Origin of the sequence: Paraburkholderia nodosa DSM 21604 (assembly GCF_000519185.1) — a bacterium.
GTDB lineage: Bacteria > Pseudomonadota > Gammaproteobacteria > Burkholderiales > Burkholderiaceae > Paraburkholderia > Paraburkholderia nodosa.
On sequence record NZ_JAFA01000006.1, the window covers coordinates 264,184 to 282,058 of the forward strand.

Sequence of the window (17,875 nt, forward strand, 5' to 3'; positions counted from 1 at the left end):
CGGGATGAACGGATGAAACGCGAATCAGGTTCCGCAATGGACGTATCGCAGCAGGAGAACACCAGCGCGGGCGGCAGGACAGGCGCGCCGCCGCTGTTGCGCATGAGCGGCATCGTCAAGAGCTTTCCCGGCGTGAAGGCGCTGCGCGGCGTGAGCCTCGAGCTGCATGCGGGGCACGTGATGGCGATCGTCGGCGAGAATGGCGCGGGCAAGTCGTCGCTCATCAAGACGCTCTCCGGGGCTTACGAGCCGGACGAAGGCACGATCGAGATCGACGGCGTACGCCTCGCGCGCGGGACCCAGGCCGCGATCGACGCGGGCGTGGCCGTGATCTATCAGGAGCTTTCGCTCGTCAACGACATGACGGTGGCCGAAAACCTCTTTCTCGGCCGCATGCCGCGGCGCTATGGCCTCGTCGATCATCGCAGCGCCAACGCGATGGCGCGCGAGGCGCTGGCCCAGGTCGGGCTGGAAGGCGTGCCGCCCGCCATGCGCCTGGGCGATCTGCCGCTCAACAAACGCCAGCTCGTGGAGGTCGCCAAGGCGCTCGCGCGCGACGCCCGCATTCTCGTGATGGACGAGCCCACGGCCGCGCTCCAGCATCACGACATCGAGCATCTCTACGCCGTCGTGCGGCGACTGCGCGCGGCGGGCATGGGCATCATCTTCATTTCGCACCATCTCGAAGAGGTGTTCGAACTGGCCGATTCGGCCGTGGTGATGCGCGACGGCGCAACGGTCGGCGCGCGGCCCATGTCTGAATGGAACGAACCGGCGCTCGTGCAGGCGATGGTCGCGCGCAATCTCGACTCGTTCTATCCGTGGGAGGCGCGGCCTTATGGCGACGTCGTGCTGGAAGCGCACAACGTGGCGAGCGCGCCCGTGCTGCGCGACGCGAGCTTCGGCATTCGCGCGGGCGAGATCGTGGGCATCGGCGGCATTGCGGGCGCGGGGCGCACCGAGCTTCTGAAGACGCTTTGCGGCGCGCTGCCGCTCACCGGTGGCGAACTGCGGCTGCGCGGGCGCAGGCTCGCGCTGCACTCCCCCGCGCAAGGCATGCGCGCGGGCATTGTCTACACCGCCGAGGACCGCAAGCTAGAAGGGCTCGTGCTCGACGCGAGCATCGAAGAGAACGTTGCGCTTTCGAGCTTGCGGGCGCTGGTGCGCGGCGGCTTCGTGAGCGCGGCGAGAAAGCGCCGGCTCGCGCGCGAGACGGTCGAGCGCTTCGCGGTGCGCGCGCCCTCGGTCACGTCGCTCACTGGCAATCTTTCGGGCGGCAATCAGCAGAAGGTGATTCTCGGACGCGCGAGCGCGACGTCGCCGGCTGTGATCCTGCTCGACGAACCCACGCGCGGCATCGACGTCGGCGCGAAGACCGAGATCTATGCGCATATCGTCGCGATGGCACGCGCGGGCGCGGCCGTCGTACTCGTGAGCTCCGAACTGCCCGAGCTGCTCGGCATGTCGGACCGCGTGCTCGTGATGTATCGCGGCAGCATCGTCGGCGAAGTCGCGCGCGAGCACGCCAACTCGGAGACGATCATTCAATGGGCTACCACCGGAGTTGCGGCATGACGTCCACCACGGTTCGACCGCGTGAAGAAACGCCAACCCTGCAACAGCGCGTACTGCGCCAGATGCGCAGCGGCCTCGGGCCGCTCATTGCGGCGCTCGTGCTGATCTGTGTCGCGCTCTCGCTGGCGTCGCCCGAATTTCTCACCACGAGCACGCTCACCAACATCATGGTGCAGGTGTCCGTGGTCGGCATCGCGGCAGTGGGCGGCACGTTCGTGATCATCACGTCGGGCATCGACCTTTCGGTGGGCTCGCTCGTCGCGCTGAGCGGCATGGTGGCCGCGACCGTCATGGCCGGCGCGAGCCCGGACGCGGTCGGGCTCGGCGTGGCGGGGCTCGTTATCGCGCTCGTCACCGGCGCGGCGGTGGGCGCGCTCAACGGCTTCGGCATTGCGTGGCTGCGGCTCGTGCCGTTCATCGTCACGCTCGCGATGATGGCGATGGGGCGCGGCCTCACGCTCGCGATTTCGGACGGGCGCACGAAATTCGACTTTCCCACCGTGTTTACCGCGTTCGGCGCGAAGACGTTTGCGGGCCTGCCCGCGCCGATGCTCGTGATGCTGGCCGTATTCGTCATTGGCCACGTATTGCTGCGCAAGACCGAATTCGGCCACCAGGTGTTCGCCGTGGGCGGCAACAAGGAAGCGGCGCGGCTCGCGGGCATTCCGGTGAGCCGCGTGATCTTTCTCACCTACATGTTCGCGGGCGTGACCGCAGCCATTGCGGGCATCGTCCTCGCGGGGCGGCTCAATTCGGCGTTGCCTTCCGCGGCCAACGGGCTGGAGCTGCAAGTGATCGCAGGCGTCGTGATCGGCGGCACCTCGCTCGCGGGCGGGCGCGGCTCGATCGTCGGCACATTCATTGGCGTGGTGCTGATCGGCGTGATCAATGTCGGGCTCTCGCTGCTCGGCGTCAATCCGTTCTGGACGCAGTTCATCCAGGGCGGCGTGATTCTCGCGGCCGTTTTGCTCGACGCGCTGAGCCAACGGCGCAAGCTTTGAACGCAGAAGTCAACGTGAGCGGTGGTGCGAAGACCACTCATTACTGGAGACGCGACACGTGAAAAAGATCATTAATCATCCTGATCATTTTGTCGACGAGATGATCGACGCCTTGCTGCTCGCCCATCCGGGCTGGCTCAAGCCGGTCACTGCCGACCGCCGCGCGCTCGTGCGCGCCGACGCGCCGAACGCGGGCAAGGTCGGCATCGTGACGGGCGGCGGCTCCGGGCACCTGCCAGGCTTTCTCGGCTACGTGGGCAAGGGGCTCGCGAGCGGCGTGGCGGTGGGCAACGTGTTTTCGTCACCCTCGTCGGAGCAGATCTACGAGGCCACCAAGGCGGTGCACGGCGGCGCGGGCGTGCTGTACCTGTACGGCAATTACGGCGGCGACGTCTTCAACTTCGATCTCGCCGCGGACCTGGCCGACGCGGACGGCATCGAGACCCGCACCGTGCTCGTTGCCGACGATGTCGCTTCCGCGCCGCCCGAGCGGGCCTCGGATCGCCGCGGCGTGGCAGGCATGGTGTTCGGCTTCAAGTGCGCGGGCGCGGCGGCCGAACGCGGCGACACGCTCGACGACGTCGCGCGCATTGCCGCGAAGGCGAACGGCGCGACGCGCACGATGGGCGTGGGCCTTTCGCCGACGATCCTGCCGGCGGCAGGCAAGCCGACCTTCACGCTGCCCGATGGCGAGATGGAGATCGGCATCGGCATTCATGGCGAGCCGGGCACGCACCGCGGCAAGCTGGAGAGCGCGGATGCCATCGCCGAACGGCTTGCGGGCGCGATCCTCGGCGACTTGCAGGCCAAGGCGGGGTCGAGCGTGGCGCTGCTCGTCAACGGACTCGGCGCGACGCCGCTCGAAGAACTGTATCTGCTGTACCGGCGCGCCGCGCAGGCCGTTGCCGCCGCCGGACTGCGCGTGGCGCGCGCCTATGTGGGCGAGTACGTGACGAGCCTCGAAATGGCGGGCGCCTCCATCTCCGTGATGCAAATCGACGAGGAACTCGACACGCTGCTCGACGCGCCGGTGCGCTCGCCGTTCTGGCGCGAAGGATGGCGCGTGGACGAGGGAGGTGCGCGATGAGTCTTTCGGTCAGCGAAATCAGGGCGCGGCTCATCGGCGCGTTGAACGCGATGCCCGCCAGCGCGGAGGAACTGCGCGAACTCGACGCCGCGCTCGGCGACGGCGACCTGGGCGTGACTGTGAAGGCAGGCTCGCTCGCGGCAGCCGATGCCATCGCGAAGCTGCCGCCCGAGGCCGCGCTGGGCGACGTACTGATCGCGACGGGCAAGGCGTTTTCGACGGCGAACCCCTCGACGTTCGGCGCGCTCGTCGGCGGCGGGCTGCTCGCCGCGGCGAAGACCGTGGTGGGCAGCCACGTTGCGGGCCGGGCCGAAGCGCTCGCCATGGGGCGCGCGGTGGCCGCGCGCATAGCCGAGCGGGGCAAATCGCAGCTCGGCGACAAGACGGTGCTCGATGCACTCGTGCCGAGCCTCGATACGCTCGAAGCGTTCGAATCAGGCGTCGACGAGCGCGCGCTCCTCGACGCGATGATCGACACGGCGCAGCGACAGGTGCGCGCCACGGCCGCGTTGCAGTCGAAGAAAGGGCGCGCGGCCTGGGTGCAGGAACGCAGTATCGGTCACGCGGATCCTGGCGCGACGGCGTGGCTCAGGTTTCTTCAAGCCTGGCGAGGGTGAGTTTTGCCACTCAGCGGAAAAGCATTTCGGCCACGCCGGCCGCCGCCGAAACCACGACGACAACGAGCGGCGGCACTTTCCAGCGCGTGAGCAAAAAGAAGCCGATGGTCGCCACCGCAAAGTCGAACCGTGACTGGACGGCGCTCGTCCACACCGGCGAATAGAGCGCCATGGCGAGCAGTCCGACCACGGCAGCATTCACGCCCGCCAGCATGGCCGCCATGGAGGGATGGGCGCGAAGCGCTTGCCAGTAGGGCAGCGCGGCGAGCACGAGAAGCAGGCCCGGTAAAAAGATGCCCGCCAGCGCCACAAAGGCACCCAGCGCATGACTGGACGGACCGCTCATGATCCATCCAAGGAAAGCGGCGAACGTGAAGAGTGGGCCGGGCACGGCCTGGGCGGCTCCGTAGCCCGCAAGAAAGTCGTTCGGCGAGACCCAGCCCGTCGCCACGGTCTCACGCTGCAGCAACGGCAGCACCACGTGACCGCCGCCGAACACCAGGGCGCCCGAGCGGTAGAAGGCGTCGAACACGCGGACGGTATGCGTCGTGTCGAACGCGGCAAGCGCCGGAAGCCCGAAAAGGAGGCCGCAAAAGAGGGCGAGCGCGAACAGACCGGCGGTGCGCGACACGCGAAACGCCTGCGTATGCTGACGCGTGCCGGCGATGGTTCCCGCAGTCGTGGACCGGCACAGCACGATACCGAGCGCCGCGCCCAGCACGATGACGATCAACTGTGCATACGCCGTCGTCATGACCGCGAGAAGCACGACCGCAACGAGTGCAATGCCGGCGCGGCGGTGGTCGGGGCACAAGCGGCGCGCCATGTCCCATACGGCTTGCGCGACGACGGCAACGGCGACGAGTTTCAGTCCGTGAATCAAACCGCTTCCTGCGGGGCCGCCGAGCTCAGGCGCGATAATGGCAAAGGCGATCAGTAGTGCAACGGATGGCAACGTGAAGCCGCACCAGGCTGCCAGGCCGCCTGGCCAGCCGGCGCGCAGCAGACCGATCGAAAACCCGGTCTGACTACTGGCGGGGCCCGGGAGAAACTGGCAGAGACCGACCAGATCCGTGAAGGTTTCGTCGTCGAGCCAGCGACGCCGCTCGACGAACTCGCGGCGGAAGTAGCCGATATGGGCAATGGGACCGCCAAAGGACGTCAGGCCCAGCTTCAGAAAGACCCGCAGGACTTCGAACACGGAGCCCGCACGGTCCGGCTCTGACGTCGACATATCTGTTTCCATGGAAATTCAGTCGTAAGGAATACGAATGGAACTCGATGCTGCCGCGATCATACCCGATCCGCCGCCACGCTCGCAGGCCGGGAAGCTTTCACGGGCCGCGCGCGTGACAGGTAGGCATGCACGAGCGTGACGAGTTCCCACCTGAGGACCGGCGACGCAAGCTGACCCTGCCGCGCCGCCTCGTGAACGGCGCCCGCGAGCGCTCCTGCAAGCACCTGGGCGGCGAGGCGGACATGGTCGGGCGTGCCGCCGGCGTTCGCCATGAACAGCGCCTCGTAGGCTTTCCGGCATTCGATCTCGAAGCGGTCGTGCGCGCTGCGCGACGTGTCGCCACGCGGGCTTTCTTCCATCAGGACCCGATGCGCGGCCGGATGGCGGCTGTGTACCGCAATCATGCCGTCCACGAGTGCCGCAATGCGGCGCGTGCGTGGAATCTGCGGATTCGCCGCGGCTTGCAGCACCGCAAGCACGTCGTCGAAATGCCGCCGACGGACAGCGTCGATCAGCGCGAGCTTGTCGGGGAAGTATTGATAGAGCGAGCCGATGCTCACGCCCGCCGCCTCCGCCACCGCGTTGGTCGTGAATGCCGACCAGCCGCGCTCACCCAGAATGTGAGCCGCCGCGTCGAGAATGGCGTCGATCGTCGCCCTCGAACGCGCCTGTTTCGGCGCTTTGCGCATGGCGCCGGAGGTTCGGGGAATGCGAGTAGCCATGTGCGGGCTCCAGTGCGAACATGAGCAATATGCTCGCATTCCCGGCGCGAGTCCAGCGCGCGCCAGCGGGCATGGGCCGGTGCGCAGGGCTCGGAGATTTCGATGAACACGCAAGCGTGCGAAGAGGCTTATCGACGGCGGGACCTGCCGGTGTGTCTCGGTGTGCGCTTCCTTTCGGAAGCGTCGGCGCTTGCGTTGTCCGTCGTGGTTGGATGGAGCGTCTACAAGGTTTCGCAGACGCCGCTCACGCTCGGCATCGTCGGCATCGTGGAGTTCATCCCGGCTATGTTGATGACGCTGCCCGCCGGGGAGCTTTGCGATCGCTTGTCGCCGCGCCCGCTCGTTGTTGCCGGCCTCGCGCTTCAAGGTTTCTGCGCGCTTGCATTCTTCGCGTTGTCCACGCTGCATATGAAAGGGCTTGGGTTCTTCTACGGCGTGGTGCTGTTGCTCGGCACGTCACGAGCGATCGCAGAACCGGCCGCGCAGGCGCTGTTGCCGCTGCTCGTGCCGCCGCACCGGTTGCCGCGCGCGATCGCTTGCAGTTCGACCGCGTGGCAGATGGCGATCGTCCTCGGGCCGGTCGTGGGTGGCCTTGGCTATGCGATGGGCTCCAGCGTCGCTTATCTGGTCTGTGCGGTCGCCTTCTTCACGGCGATGGCGGGCTCGCTGACGTTGCGGGCGCAGCGGCCGCGCCCCGTGCGGATGCCGCTACAAGGGCGAATCGCGCGTGTGAAGGAGGGATTCGCGTTCGTGCGGTCGCAACCGGTCGTGCTCGGTGCGCTTTCTCTCGATCTCTTCGCCGTGCTGCTCGGCGGTGCGACGGCCCTGTTGCCGGTCTACGCCCAGGACATTCTCAAGGTGGGCTCGCAAGGCATGGGCATGCTCCGCAGCGCGCCAGCCGTGGGCGCGTGTCTCGTCGGACTCGTGCTGACCCGCTTCCCGGCTGAACGCAACGTCGGCCCCAAGCTTTTTGCGGCAGTGATCGTATTCGGCGCGGCCACGCTGGTATTCGCGTTCTCGCGCTCGGCGTGGGTGTCGTGGCTGGCGCTTGCCGTGGTGGGCGCAAGCGACATGGTCAGCGTCAACATCCGTACCTCTCTGATTCAGCTTGCCACGCCCGATGCGATGCGCGGGCGCGTGTCGGCCGTCAACGCGCTGTTCATCGGGGCTTCGAGTGAACTGGGCGCCTTCGAGTCCGGCGTGGCCGCCGCGTGGCTTGGAACGGTTCCGGCGGTGGCGCTTGGCGGAATCGGAACGATCGTCGCCGCAGTGGTGTGGATGATCGCGTTTCCCGCCATCAGGCAAGCGGATCGTGTCGACATCGGGCTCGGTTGATCCGGTTGTTCGCAAACAACGCACGGTCAATAGGCGGTTAAAGCGTCATTCCTCTGCGTAAATCGAGCCGATAGCACGCGGAATTCTTCTCATTGATGCTCTCGTTCGTGCGCTGCGCGCATCAAATGTCTATGCTCGTTGTAATTGTCCCGACACAGCGCTCCGGAGGGAGTCATGCAAGCAGATCCGAAAGTTATCGAATATCTCAATGTGGAACTGAAGAACGAACTGACGGCGATTAACCAGTACTTTCTGCACGCGCGGCTTTACGGACACTGGGGTCTCGCAGGACTCGGCAAACATGAATACGACGAGTCGATCGAGGAGATGAAGCATGCCGACAAACTGATCGAGCGGATTCTGATGCTCGACGGCCTGCCCAATCTGCAGGACCTTAGCAAACTTCTGATCGGCGAGGACGTTCGCGAAGTGCTCGAGTGCGACCTCAAGCTCGAACGCACTGCGCAGGCACAGTGCAAGGAAGCTGTTGCGTACTGCGAATCGGTTCGGGACTTCGTGTCGAGGGAAATATTCGTCGAGATCCTGGACGACACCGAGGATCACATCGACTGGCTGGAAATCCAGCTCGGGTTGATCGACAAGATCGGCCTCGAAAACTATCAGCAATCGGCGATGGGCTCGGCCAGCTGATACGCAATCCGGCGTGGAGCATGCCGGGAAAAAGCGTGGATGCCACTTGCGGGGCACCCACGCACCCTGCTTCACGGAGCCAGTGGTCGGCAACGTTTAGTCGTTGTACTTCCAGATGTTGTAGTAGCTCACGCCTTCAGCTCCCCAATTGAGTTGTACGAGACGCGAAACTCCCGTTGTGAGCGCCGGGAACGAGCACGCGCTGGTACAAGTCTGCACACCGTTTTGCGCGAGGCCGGCCGTCACCGTTGCCGAATACTGACCGTTCTGTGCCGTCGGCACCCCCGTCCACCAGCCGTCCACCTCAGCCGGAGTACTCGCGCTCGTGTCCGTCCCTGCCTGAATCTGGATACCGGTCACAAGCGGCGAGACGTTTTGTCCGTTCACCACACCCGACCAGTCGATGGCGGCCGTCGCCTGTGCCGCTGCGAGCGAGCCGGAGGGCCTCAGAAAGTTGCTGGTGACGTCGCTGCCGAGCGTCTGCCACGCCACGCCCTGCGCCGCAGAGGGAAGCAGCGGCGGGGTCGAGTTCACGACATTGAGCGGGCTGCCGATCTGCGCGCCCGTCGTGTCGTAAAAGGTCACGGTATAGCTCGCGTACGGCGCCGGCAGCGTCTGGGCGGTCAGTGGCGTCGCCGCCATATAACCCTCGTCGCTGCTATTCGGTGCGAAGGCGAACGTGCTGGTGTCGCTGGGCAGAGCCTGCCAGGCCCAACGGTAGAGTGACGTGTTGGAGCTTGTCGTAACTGCCGCCGTGGGCGCACTCGTCACGATCCGGGTCGTGAGTGCGAGCGAGGTATTGCCTGTACCGCTGCGCGGCTCCAGCCACACACCTCCGGACGGCAGCCCTGCACCGGCCACATTCACCGAACCGAGGTTCGACGGGTTGACTGCTGAGGCGCTGCTCGTCGGGACGGTGATGCCGAGGCCGGTTTCATAGCGGTTGCTCGACGCATCGCTCGCGTCGAGGTACTGGCGGGCAGCCACGAAAGAGCTGATCGTGACGTTATATGCCTGCTGGTTACCGACAATGTCCCAGCCGCCACTGCCATTCGCCTGTACCACCGTGAGGGCGAAGTTATGCTGCCCGGCCTTGTTGGTGTAGAAGATGCGCACCAGCGCGCTCGCCCGGGTGACGTTGGGGAGCGGGCTTTGGCCAGCCGGCCAGTAGACCAGCGTTTTCGCGCCCGTGATGGTTGAACCGCTCGCGCTGAGATCCGCGTGGTACGCCTGAAACCCGCCGTTTGTGCTGCTGTAGCCATTCTCGAGATAGTTCGTATCGATGGCCGTGGAGCACGCCGATGTCGTCCCTGACAGGCACTGCGACAGCGCCTGCAGCGTAGCGGCCAGATAGTTGGCCGCCACTGGCGGAACGGCAAGCTGGGTGCTGGCCGAGGTCGACGTGTTGAGCGCGACGGCCGTGCCCGGTGCCGAAGTGCTCGAGATCTGGAGGCCACCCGACGCGCCGGTGGTCACCGCCACGGAGTCGATCACGGCGTCTGCGCCCGTTTGATCTGGCGTGAAAGGCTGGCTGATGGGATTGAACGCGGAAGGCGATACGCCGTTGGCTGACAGGATCGGCGTGAGGATCGTGTTGAGCGTGGAGATCGCGTTGTTGACGGACGTTGTCGAAACATCGGCCGCGAGCGTGGCCGCCTTCGTGAGCTCGAGCGGATTGCCGTCACTCGTCAACTGGGCGGCGACCGCCGTCGTCAACGGCGTGACGTTGGCGACAATCGGTGCGCTGGAACCCGTGGGAACGGTGGCCGTCACCGAGTAGAGCGGCGCATTGACCCCGCCCGGATCCGTTGCGACGAGGACAAACGGTGCGGTGAAGCCGGTGAGGGAGATCGAGTAGTTGCCACCTGCGTCGCTTGATGTCGTAACGCTCTTGCCCGTCGAATCGATCAGCGTGACGTTCGCACCCGCGAGCGCGTCGCCGACCGCTACGGTGCCGCCGATGCTCGAAGGTGTGGTCGTTGAGGTGGAGGTTGCCGACTGGCTGCTGCCACCGCCACCGCACGCCGCGAGAAATGACAGTGAAATGGCGCTGGCCAGAAGCGTGAGTTCCGATTTGAAACGCTGCGGGTTCGCCCGCTTATTGTGTTTCATTATTTCCCCGTTGAAGGCGTATGTGGTTCTTTTAGAGAAACGAGCACCGGGAATGCCGGCAGCCTGAAGGCGAGAAGAATGGCGTCGTCGTTTCACGCAAAAAGATATTCATCGGGCGGAATGGCGTCAATACTAAAACCCTGGAAAAGCGCCTTAACGATAAATATTCCGGCAATTGGATATGCAGATAATCTTTGTAAGAAATGACAGCGGCACCAGAAAATTACGACTGAATTCTGGCAATCAAGCCGCTGTCGCAAGCTTTTTTCAGTGTTGCCACCGTTCGCTTTGCCGGACATTGGACCATGTCGCGCCAGACAATAATGAAAGATTTGTGTAATGAAATCGATGGCAAATCTATGACAGCTGTGTTACTGGAAACGTTTTCGGATTCCCAGGATACGCCTGTGAGAAGGCACGATAAATTCCTGCACCTCGCAGCTGCATTGGACCGCGCGCACGGTTCCAATGGCCTTGCATCGATGTAAAAAAAATCTCGCCGGCAGATGAACAATTTGTATGAAGAAATAAATAATGCCGCCGATAACCAGATATGTACGGTGCTGCTTCCGGTGTTGGCGTGGCAGTGCACCGGTGCCAGGCGTCACACGTGCCGGGAGTTTGCGCTTGTTCGTTTAATCGAAACACGCTTGCTGGACTATTCCGGGTTGATACCGCGTCAACCTGTGCACGAACCCGCTTCTGCATTCTGGTTCTTTCATCCTCACCAACGTGAACTATGAATATCGGCAACATGAAACTCGGCACCAAACTGATCGGCGCTTTCATCCTGGTTTCGGCCATCAGCGCTGCCGTCAGCGGGATCGGTCTGCACAATATGGCGCAAATCAGCACAAATGCGGACAAGACGTATCGACAGGATCTTGTCGGACTGAATCTGATCCAGCAGGCAAATGCGGACGTACTACGAGTCGGAACCTATCTACGCAATGCGGTTCTGGCCACTACGGCCGAGCAGCGGGCTGGCTCGCTGGACCAGGCTGACAAGGCACTGGCCCAGGCGCGCGATCACCTCAACCAGGCAGAGCCTCTCGTCTATACCGACAAAGGGAAGGCGACCTTCGCCGAGCTCGACCAGGGCTGGCAGGACTACATCCAGGCCTTCAACGAAATGAAAGGCAAGATCAATTCGGCCGCGTTACAGGATCGGGATGGCCTGACTGAATACATGCTGGGTGAGTACCACAGGAAGGGTTTCAGGACGCTGGTCCTGATGGGCAATCTGGTTGCCCTGAAGCAGGGCGACGCGCAAACGACGGCGGAATCCAACGACGCCGTGTATGGCGAAGGCCGCAATCTGATGCTTGTCCTCGTGGCGATGTCCGTCTCGATCGGCCTCGGTATCGGCATCTGGATGATGCGTAGCGTAACCCGGCAACTGGGTACGGAGCCTGCGACCGCCGCCGCCGTGGCCAGAAGCGTGGCGGCGGGTGACCTGAACGTGAGCATTGACCTGCGCGCCGGTGACACAAACAGCCTCATGGCATCGCTGAAGTCCATGTGCGAGGCCCTGATGCGGGTCGTGTCGGACGTGCGCGAAAACGCTGAGGGTGTCGCGACGGCGAGCGCGCAGATCGCACAAGGCAACCTCGATCTATCGAGCCGCACCGAGGAGCAGGCCGCGTCGCTCGAAGAAACCGCGTCGAGCATGGAGCAACTGACCGCAGCGGTCCGCCACAACACGGACAATGCAACGCAGGCTGCCACGCTCGCGGGTGCAGCCTCCGGCGTGGCGCAGCGCGGCGGCGAAGTCGTTGGTCGCGTCGTCGAGACGATGCGTGACATCTCCACGAGTTCGACCCGAATGTCCGAGATTATCGGCGTCATCGAGGGCATCGCCTTTCAGACCAACATCCTCGCACTGAATGCAGCAGTCGAGGCGGCTCGCGCAGGAGAACAGGGGCGCGGCTTCGCCGTCGTTGCGGGTGAAGTCCGCACGCTCGCGCAGCGCAGTGCGACTGCCGCGAAGGAGATCAAGGAGTTGATCTCCGACTCCATCAACAGGGTGGAAACAGGCTCGAGGCTCGTCGAAGAAGCAGGCGGCGCAATCAAGGAAGTCGTGCAATCGGTGAAGCGCGTGACGGACGTCGTGGGCGAAATCTCGTCGGCATCGAGCGAGCAAAGCACCGGTATCGAGCAGGTGAATCAGGCGGTCAACCAGATGGACCAGGTCACGCAGCAGAACGCCGCGCTCGTGGAAGAGGCTTCGGCGGCCGCGCAGACAATGGCACAGCAGGCGGAGAGCCTGCGTAAAGCCGTGGCCTTCTTCAGGTTCAATGGCAACGAAGCGACTTCATCGCGGGCGACGAAGCGGGAGAAGGCCCCGCAAACCGTCGCCCGGAACCGCCTCACGTCCTCTCCTGCAACAACGACAAAGGCCGCGGTGATGCCAGAGCCTTCCGGGGGCGGGAGTAAGGTTCTGGCTGCCACCGCTGCCGGCACATCGGACTGGCAGACATTCTGAACCGGACTGCGAGGTTTGGGCGGCGATTCAGAAAGGCAAGTCGAGGTCGAGTGGACGCAGATCCACGATGACGCTCGCCGTACGATCATCGACGGCCAGCGGAAACGGTATCAGCCGCGCAGACAGCGCGTGCGAGTGACGCCGCAGCCGGCGACGAGGAACGCCCTGGATGGAGACACGCGGGCCCGTTACGAGCGGGCCCGGGGAAGTAGCGCGAGACGCGACTGCAGCAGAAAGTGCAGCGCGTCAAAGGCCATCCTGCTGTCTCCCGGCACCGGTTGTCGCCGGCTTCGGTGCGTTTCAAGCCCAAAGGCCGCGTATCACCCCGGGATGGAGAGCGGCAGGATTCGATTGTTGATTTCTGCCCGGATCGTAACCAAAGACCATGAGATCTTCCGCTCCGCTCAACGTTTCGAAGATGGTTGTGAAGTCGCTGGAGTCCGCAGGAATCGACCACGTGTTCCTGGTTCCCGGAAAGCTGATCTACCCGCTGCTGGATGCAATTGACGAGTCGCCTTCCATTCGCGGCATCGTTGGCGCTCATGAGACGGGCAGCGCTTTCATGGCCGATGGCTATGCGCGCGCCAGCCGCAAATTCGGCGTTTGCGCAGGAATTTCCGGTCCCGGCACGATGAACTTCGTGCCCGGCATGGCCGCAGCTCACGCAGACCGGATTCCGATGCTCTATATTGCCGGAGGCATCTCATCGAGTGCGGAGGGTAAGGGCGCCTTCCAGGACGCGACTTCAGGTGGCATTTTTGAAAGTGGCGTGGTCAAAGGCTTAATGACGAACGTCGTCGAGCTGAAGAACAAGGAAAATGTTCAGGCGGAGCTGCGTCGTGCTACGGACGGGCTGAACTGGATGCGTCGAGCGCGGTCATTCGTCAGTATTCCTGTTGATGTTCAAAAGCAGGACGTTCCTCCCGGTCCGCAGATAGCACGGCAACCCTACGCCCAGCACGAATTCAATCTGGGTGAAGCGCCCCCTGACCGTACCGCGCTGGATGCCCTGTGCAGTCTCTATCTACTTCAGTCGAAGAAAGTCGCGTTTCTGATCGGTAGTCGCGGGAATGACGCCGAAACTGCAAGGGCACTTCTTGAGGTTGCGGAGAAATTTCACGTTCCGGTCGCGACGACGCTAGCAGGCAAGGGGGCATTTCCCGAGGGACACAAACTCGCGCTGGGCATCTACGGGTTCTCGAGCCATTCGCGTGCCGCACGTGTGATCAATTCGGACGAGCTTGACGCGCTCGTTGTATTTGGCAGCGATCTGAACCAGCGTGACAGCATGAACTGGAGCAGGAAGCTGACCGAGGGGAAGGATCTGCTTGTCTTCGATGACAGCTTTGATCACCCGCCGATGGGGCACATTGCCCAGCGCAGCATTTTCTCCGGAATTGGAGCCACCTTCCGGTTGCTCGCCAAGATGAACACGGGCGCCCTCGACGAGTTCCAGAAAGTGCTCGAAAGAAGAAGGGCATGGGTCGCCGGGGTCAGCCAGACTCCCCTGTACGACGGCCAGTTCGAGGATTTTGCCGCGCGGCAGGCTTCCAGCGGCAATGAATTGCTTTATCCTGGCGCCGTCATCAAGCGCCTTTGCCAATTGTTGCCCTGCGACAGCAACGTCGTGGTGGACTCCGGCGCCCATCGTATATTCATGGCCCACTACTGGCTGTCTTCGGGCATGGGCAACTACTTTTCGTCCAACTCACTCGCACCGATGGGCTGGGCTATCGCAGCCGGAATCGGCGTCAAGCTTGCGGCCCCCGAACGCCCTTGCGTCGTAGTCACGGGCGACGGATGCATGATGATGCACGGAACGGAGATTCAGACGGCAGCTCGCTACGGCGTCAAAGTGATCTACGTCGTCCTGAATAACTCGGCTCACGGTGCAATTCACATCGATGCGATGAGGGGCGGTCTGATTTCGGAGCAGTTCACCAGACTGCCCCGTCATAGCTGGACCGCGTTTGCATCGTCGCTTGGTGTGGCGGCACGCGTGGTTAACGGAATCGACGAGCTGGATGACGTTCTCGGTGAAGCAAGTCGATATGACGGCCCGTTCCTGATTGAAGTCATGACAGGAGTCTTTCCCGCGCCAAACCGGTACTATTCGGAAGCGCAAGCCTTGTCATGAACAACGGCCTTGATGTGTTTCGCGTTAGACCCGGCGCGTTCATGGACTGCGCGGCCGCTCTCCAGTCCTTTCCACCACTTCACGCCGAAACGACCCGGTCCGGCCGAGTCCGGTTGCAGTTGCAACGTTCCTGTTAGTAAATCCCAGTAAGTTTGAAAGGCCGCAGCAATCATTCCTTCATTCAGGATGTCTAAAGTCGCAGCGTCGTACCCACGTTGTGTCATGCAGAGAGCCAGAAGACCAAACCGATTTCTTCATAATATTGGGAGTCTGTACATGCAAACAATTTTCCTGCGGCCCGCGATTGCCCTCACCCTGATCGCCGCCGGCGTGGGTACACAAGCGGCCCATGCAAGCCAGTTCCAGCACGGCAACCTGGTCGTCAGCCGCGGTGTCTACGACAATCTGTCGAGCAACGTTCAACCGGGCACGGTGCTGCCGCCGAATTGTTCGAGCACGCAAGGCGGCTGCGCCGCAGCGACCGGCGCGACGAACGACGGTACCTATCCGTACGTGTTTAACAACGCGCTCTATGACTCGAGCTTCGGCATCACCGCACGAGCCTTCCTTGACCAGATCACGCCGGACGGCCGACTCGTCAACACGCTTGAGGTGCCGAACAGCATGAATCCGGGCCACGGTGGCGACCAGATGGTGACCAGCTTCTCGTCGAAATCGGAAATGGCGCTGAACCTGTCGACGGACGGCAAGTACCTGACGTTCATGGGCTACGTCGCTTCGGTCAACGCGATCGATGTGTCCAACTCGAACACGCCGGGCGCGGTCGATCCGACCAACCCCGTCGGCGAGAACGTCTATCGGGCAGTGGCGCGTGTCGATGAAAACGGCCAGTTCAAGTTCACGGAGACCAACGCGTACAGTGGGAACAATGGCCGGGCCGCGATTCTCAACGACAGCAACGGCCAGAACATCATCTACACGTCCGGCAACGCAGGCAACGGCGGGAACCCGCAGCCGAACGGCATCGTGCTCGGCGCCGGCGCGCAGGTGATGGACGGATCGAGCCAACACGAAGCGCAGCAAACGCCGGGCACGCCGACGCCGCTCGGCAGCTTTTCCGTTACCGAACTCGGCGCGAAGGCTGACAAGATTGGCAAGGACGACAACTTCCGCGGCCTGACGATCTACAACAACGTGCTGTACTACACGAAGGGCAGCGGCGGCAACGGCGTAAACACGGTGTACTTCCTCGATACGACGGGTACCGCCTGCCCGAACGGCGTGGGCGTGCCGGCGCCGAACGCGAAGCTGCCGACCCAACCGCTCACGTATAACGCCGCCACGCTGCAGGCCAACGGCCTGCCGAACAACATGTGCGTGCTCCGCGGCTTCCCGACGACGTCGAACAAGACGACGAATCCGACGCACTTCCCATTCGGCCTGTGGTTCGCGGATGCGCATACGCTTTACGTGGCAGACGAGGGCGACGGCTACGCGGGCGGCTCGGATCTGTACACGCATGCGGCCGCACAGCAGCTCGCCGGGTTGCAGAAGTGGGTGTACAACGCGACGACGCAGAGCTGGACGCTCGCTTACACGTTGCAGAACGGCCTGAACCTCGGCAAATCGTACACGGTGAACGGCTATCCGACCGGAGCGAACCAGGCAACCAGTCTGCCGTGGGCTCCGGCAACCGACGGCCTGCGTAACCTGACGGGCCAGGTCGAGGGCGACGGCACCGTGATGTTGTGGGCGATCACGTCGACAGTCAGCGGCAGCGGCGACCAGGGCGCGGACCCGAACAAGCTGGTGGCAATCCGCGATTTGCTGAAGAATACGACCGCTCCAGGCACCCGGGAACAGTTCGTCACGGTGCGTAGCGCAGGGTTTGCAGAAGTATTGCGCGGCGTTTCTTTCACGCCGACGCACTGAAGCCAGCATGGGCCGCATGTCGGTCCGGGCTTGATGGAAAAGGGCGGCCCGGAGGTTCCGGGCCGCTCTACGGGCGACAGATGTAGCGCCGGGCGCGAAACGGATGTCCGCGTATCGCGCGTGGTTCGGAGAATCGTGCGAGTCAGGCGATTCGTCGAATGGCCTTGCGCGATCTGCCGGTTCGTGTGTACCGGAACAGATCCTTCGGGTCGTTGTCGTCATCATGCTCGCCCCAGGGAACCCGCTCCACGCCAACGCCGAAGTTCAGCGCTTCAGCCTGCTCATGCACGAAGCGCAGCGGATTGCCAGCGAAGCCCCCGGTCAGGTTCCAGCGCCAGAAGAGGGCGATCGTCTTTGTGCCGCCATGGAATCAGACAGCCTCCGCCAGCAGCGATTGCACTGCCGCCTCGGCGTTGGCGATTGCCGTCTTCGCCGCTTCAGGTCCATGAGCCACGCCTTCCACGCGTAGATGCTCCACTTCGGTCAGCCCGATGAAGCCCAGAAGATGCTTCAGGTAGCCTGACTGGTAGTCCAGCGGCGCGTAGGGACCATTCGAGAATACGCCGCCGGCGGCAGTGAACAAATAGACCTTCTTACCCGTCAGCAGGCCTTCTACGCCGCTGTTGTCGTACTTGAAGGTCACGCCAGGCCAGGTCACATAATCGAACCATGCTTTGAGTTGCGTGGGCGGTCCGAAATTGATCATGCCCGAGCCGATCACGACGGTGTCGGCGGCGGCCAGCTCGCCAATAAGGGCTTCTGCCACGCCGACAGCCTCTGCCTGCGCCGGGGTACGTGCCTCTGGTGCAAGCGTGCGGCCGACGACGTAGGCTTCATCGATATGGGCCAGCGGATCGGAATAGAGATCCCGAATGGTCAGTGTGCTGCCTGGGTGCTGCTCGCGGAGTCTTTGGGCGAACTCGCTGGCGAATCTCGTTGACAGGCTGTCGGCACCGCGAGGGCTCGAAGTGATCAGCAGGATGTGGCTCATGTTGGCTCCTTGGTATATAACAAGAACTAGGT

At 63.4% G+C, this 17,875-nt stretch carries 13 protein-coding genes; 9 read left to right on the plus strand and 4 right to left on the minus strand.

All coding sequences use genetic code 11. The annotated features are described in order from the left end of the window. Window positions 1-36: 36 nt before the first annotated feature. From A3CW_RS0111225 to A3CW_RS0111240, 4 genes are read left to right on the plus strand one after another with little or no spacing between them, the layout of a single operon-like run. Complete coding sequence (locus tag A3CW_RS0111225) at window positions 37-1,575, plus strand: sugar ABC transporter ATP-binding protein (RefSeq protein ID WP_154677907.1); 1,539 nt, start codon at window positions 37-39, stop codon at window positions 1,573-1,575. Continuing rightward, a complete protein-coding gene (locus A3CW_RS0111230) occupies window positions 1,572-2,576 on the plus strand; it encodes an ABC transporter permease (RefSeq protein WP_028203655.1) in 1,005 nt (334 codons plus the stop codon). The genes A3CW_RS0111225 and A3CW_RS0111230 overlap by 4 nt, the downstream gene beginning before the upstream one ends. Before the next feature lie 58 nt (window positions 2,577-2,634). Further along, a complete protein-coding gene (locus tag A3CW_RS0111235; RefSeq protein ID WP_028203656.1) occupies window positions 2,635-3,663 on the plus strand; it encodes a dihydroxyacetone kinase subunit DhaK in 1,029 nt (342 codons plus the stop codon). Beyond that, window positions 3,660-4,280 (plus strand): DAK2 domain-containing protein, encoded by a 621-nt coding sequence (locus A3CW_RS0111240; RefSeq protein WP_028203657.1) that lies wholly within the window; start codon window positions 3,660-3,662, stop codon window positions 4,278-4,280. Before A3CW_RS0111235 ends, A3CW_RS0111240 begins: the two co-directional genes overlap by 4 nt. 10 nt (window positions 4,281-4,290) lie before the next feature. Here A3CW_RS0111240 and chrA read toward each other — a convergent pair whose 3' ends face one another. Next, window positions 4,291-5,526, minus strand: a complete 1,236-nt coding sequence (chrA, locus tag A3CW_RS0111245; RefSeq protein ID WP_028203658.1) for a chromate efflux transporter — start codon at window positions 5,524-5,526, stop codon at window positions 4,291-4,293. Window positions 5,527-5,573: 47 nt separating this feature from the next. Next, window positions 5,574-6,239 (minus strand): TetR/AcrR family transcriptional regulator, encoded by a 666-nt coding sequence (locus A3CW_RS45950; protein ID WP_051481384.1) that lies wholly within the window; start codon window positions 6,237-6,239, stop codon window positions 5,574-5,576. Window positions 6,240-6,341: 102 nt separating this feature from the next. On the opposite strand from A3CW_RS45950, the gene A3CW_RS0111255 reads away from it, so the two are divergent. Together A3CW_RS0111255 and bfr are read left to right on the plus strand one after the other, a co-directional pair. Then, window positions 6,342-7,574 carry an MFS transporter gene (locus A3CW_RS0111255; protein WP_028203659.1) on the plus strand — a complete coding sequence of 411 codons (1,233 nt, stop codon included), beginning with the start codon at window positions 6,342-6,344 and terminating at the stop codon, window positions 7,572-7,574. Window positions 7,575-7,748: 174 nt separating this feature from the next. Then, the gene (bfr, locus tag A3CW_RS0111260; protein WP_028203660.1) at window positions 7,749-8,225 is read left to right on the plus strand and encodes a bacterioferritin; all 477 of its coding nucleotides are present in this window, start codon (window positions 7,749-7,751) and stop codon (window positions 8,223-8,225) included. Window positions 8,226-8,321: 96 nt separating this feature from the next. Here the strand turns inward: bfr and A3CW_RS0111265 are convergent, their stop codons facing one another. Further along, entirely contained in the window at window positions 8,322-10,337 is a 2,016-nt protein-coding gene (locus A3CW_RS0111265) for a hypothetical protein (RefSeq protein ID WP_051481385.1), read from the minus strand. Window positions 10,338-11,076: 739 nt separating this feature from the next. On the opposite strand from A3CW_RS0111265, the gene A3CW_RS0111270 reads away from it, so the two are divergent. The 3 genes from A3CW_RS0111270 (at window position 11,077) to A3CW_RS0111280 (ending at window position 16,852) form a co-directional block, all read left to right on the plus strand. After that, window positions 11,077-12,822 carry a methyl-accepting chemotaxis protein gene (locus A3CW_RS0111270; RefSeq protein WP_028203662.1) on the plus strand — a complete coding sequence of 582 codons (1,746 nt, stop codon included), beginning with the start codon at window positions 11,077-11,079 and terminating at the stop codon, window positions 12,820-12,822. Between the two features lie 385 nt (window positions 12,823-13,207). Beyond that, window positions 13,208-14,959: a thiamine pyrophosphate-binding protein gene (locus A3CW_RS0111275; protein ID WP_028203663.1), complete on the plus strand. Its 1,752-nt coding sequence runs from the start codon at window positions 13,208-13,210 to the stop codon at window positions 14,957-14,959. A gap of 276 nt (window positions 14,960-15,235) precedes the next feature. Further along, window positions 15,236-16,852 carry a hypothetical protein gene (locus A3CW_RS0111280; RefSeq protein WP_051481386.1) on the plus strand — a complete coding sequence of 539 codons (1,617 nt, stop codon included), beginning with the start codon at window positions 15,236-15,238 and terminating at the stop codon, window positions 16,850-16,852. A 370-nt stretch (window positions 16,853-17,222) separates the two neighbouring features. Here the strand turns inward: A3CW_RS0111280 and A3CW_RS0111285 are convergent, their stop codons facing one another. Continuing rightward, entirely contained in the window at window positions 17,223-17,843 is a 621-nt protein-coding gene (locus tag A3CW_RS0111285) for an FMN-dependent NADH-azoreductase (protein WP_028203665.1), read from the minus strand. Between the last annotated feature and the right edge of the window lie 32 nt (window positions 17,844-17,875).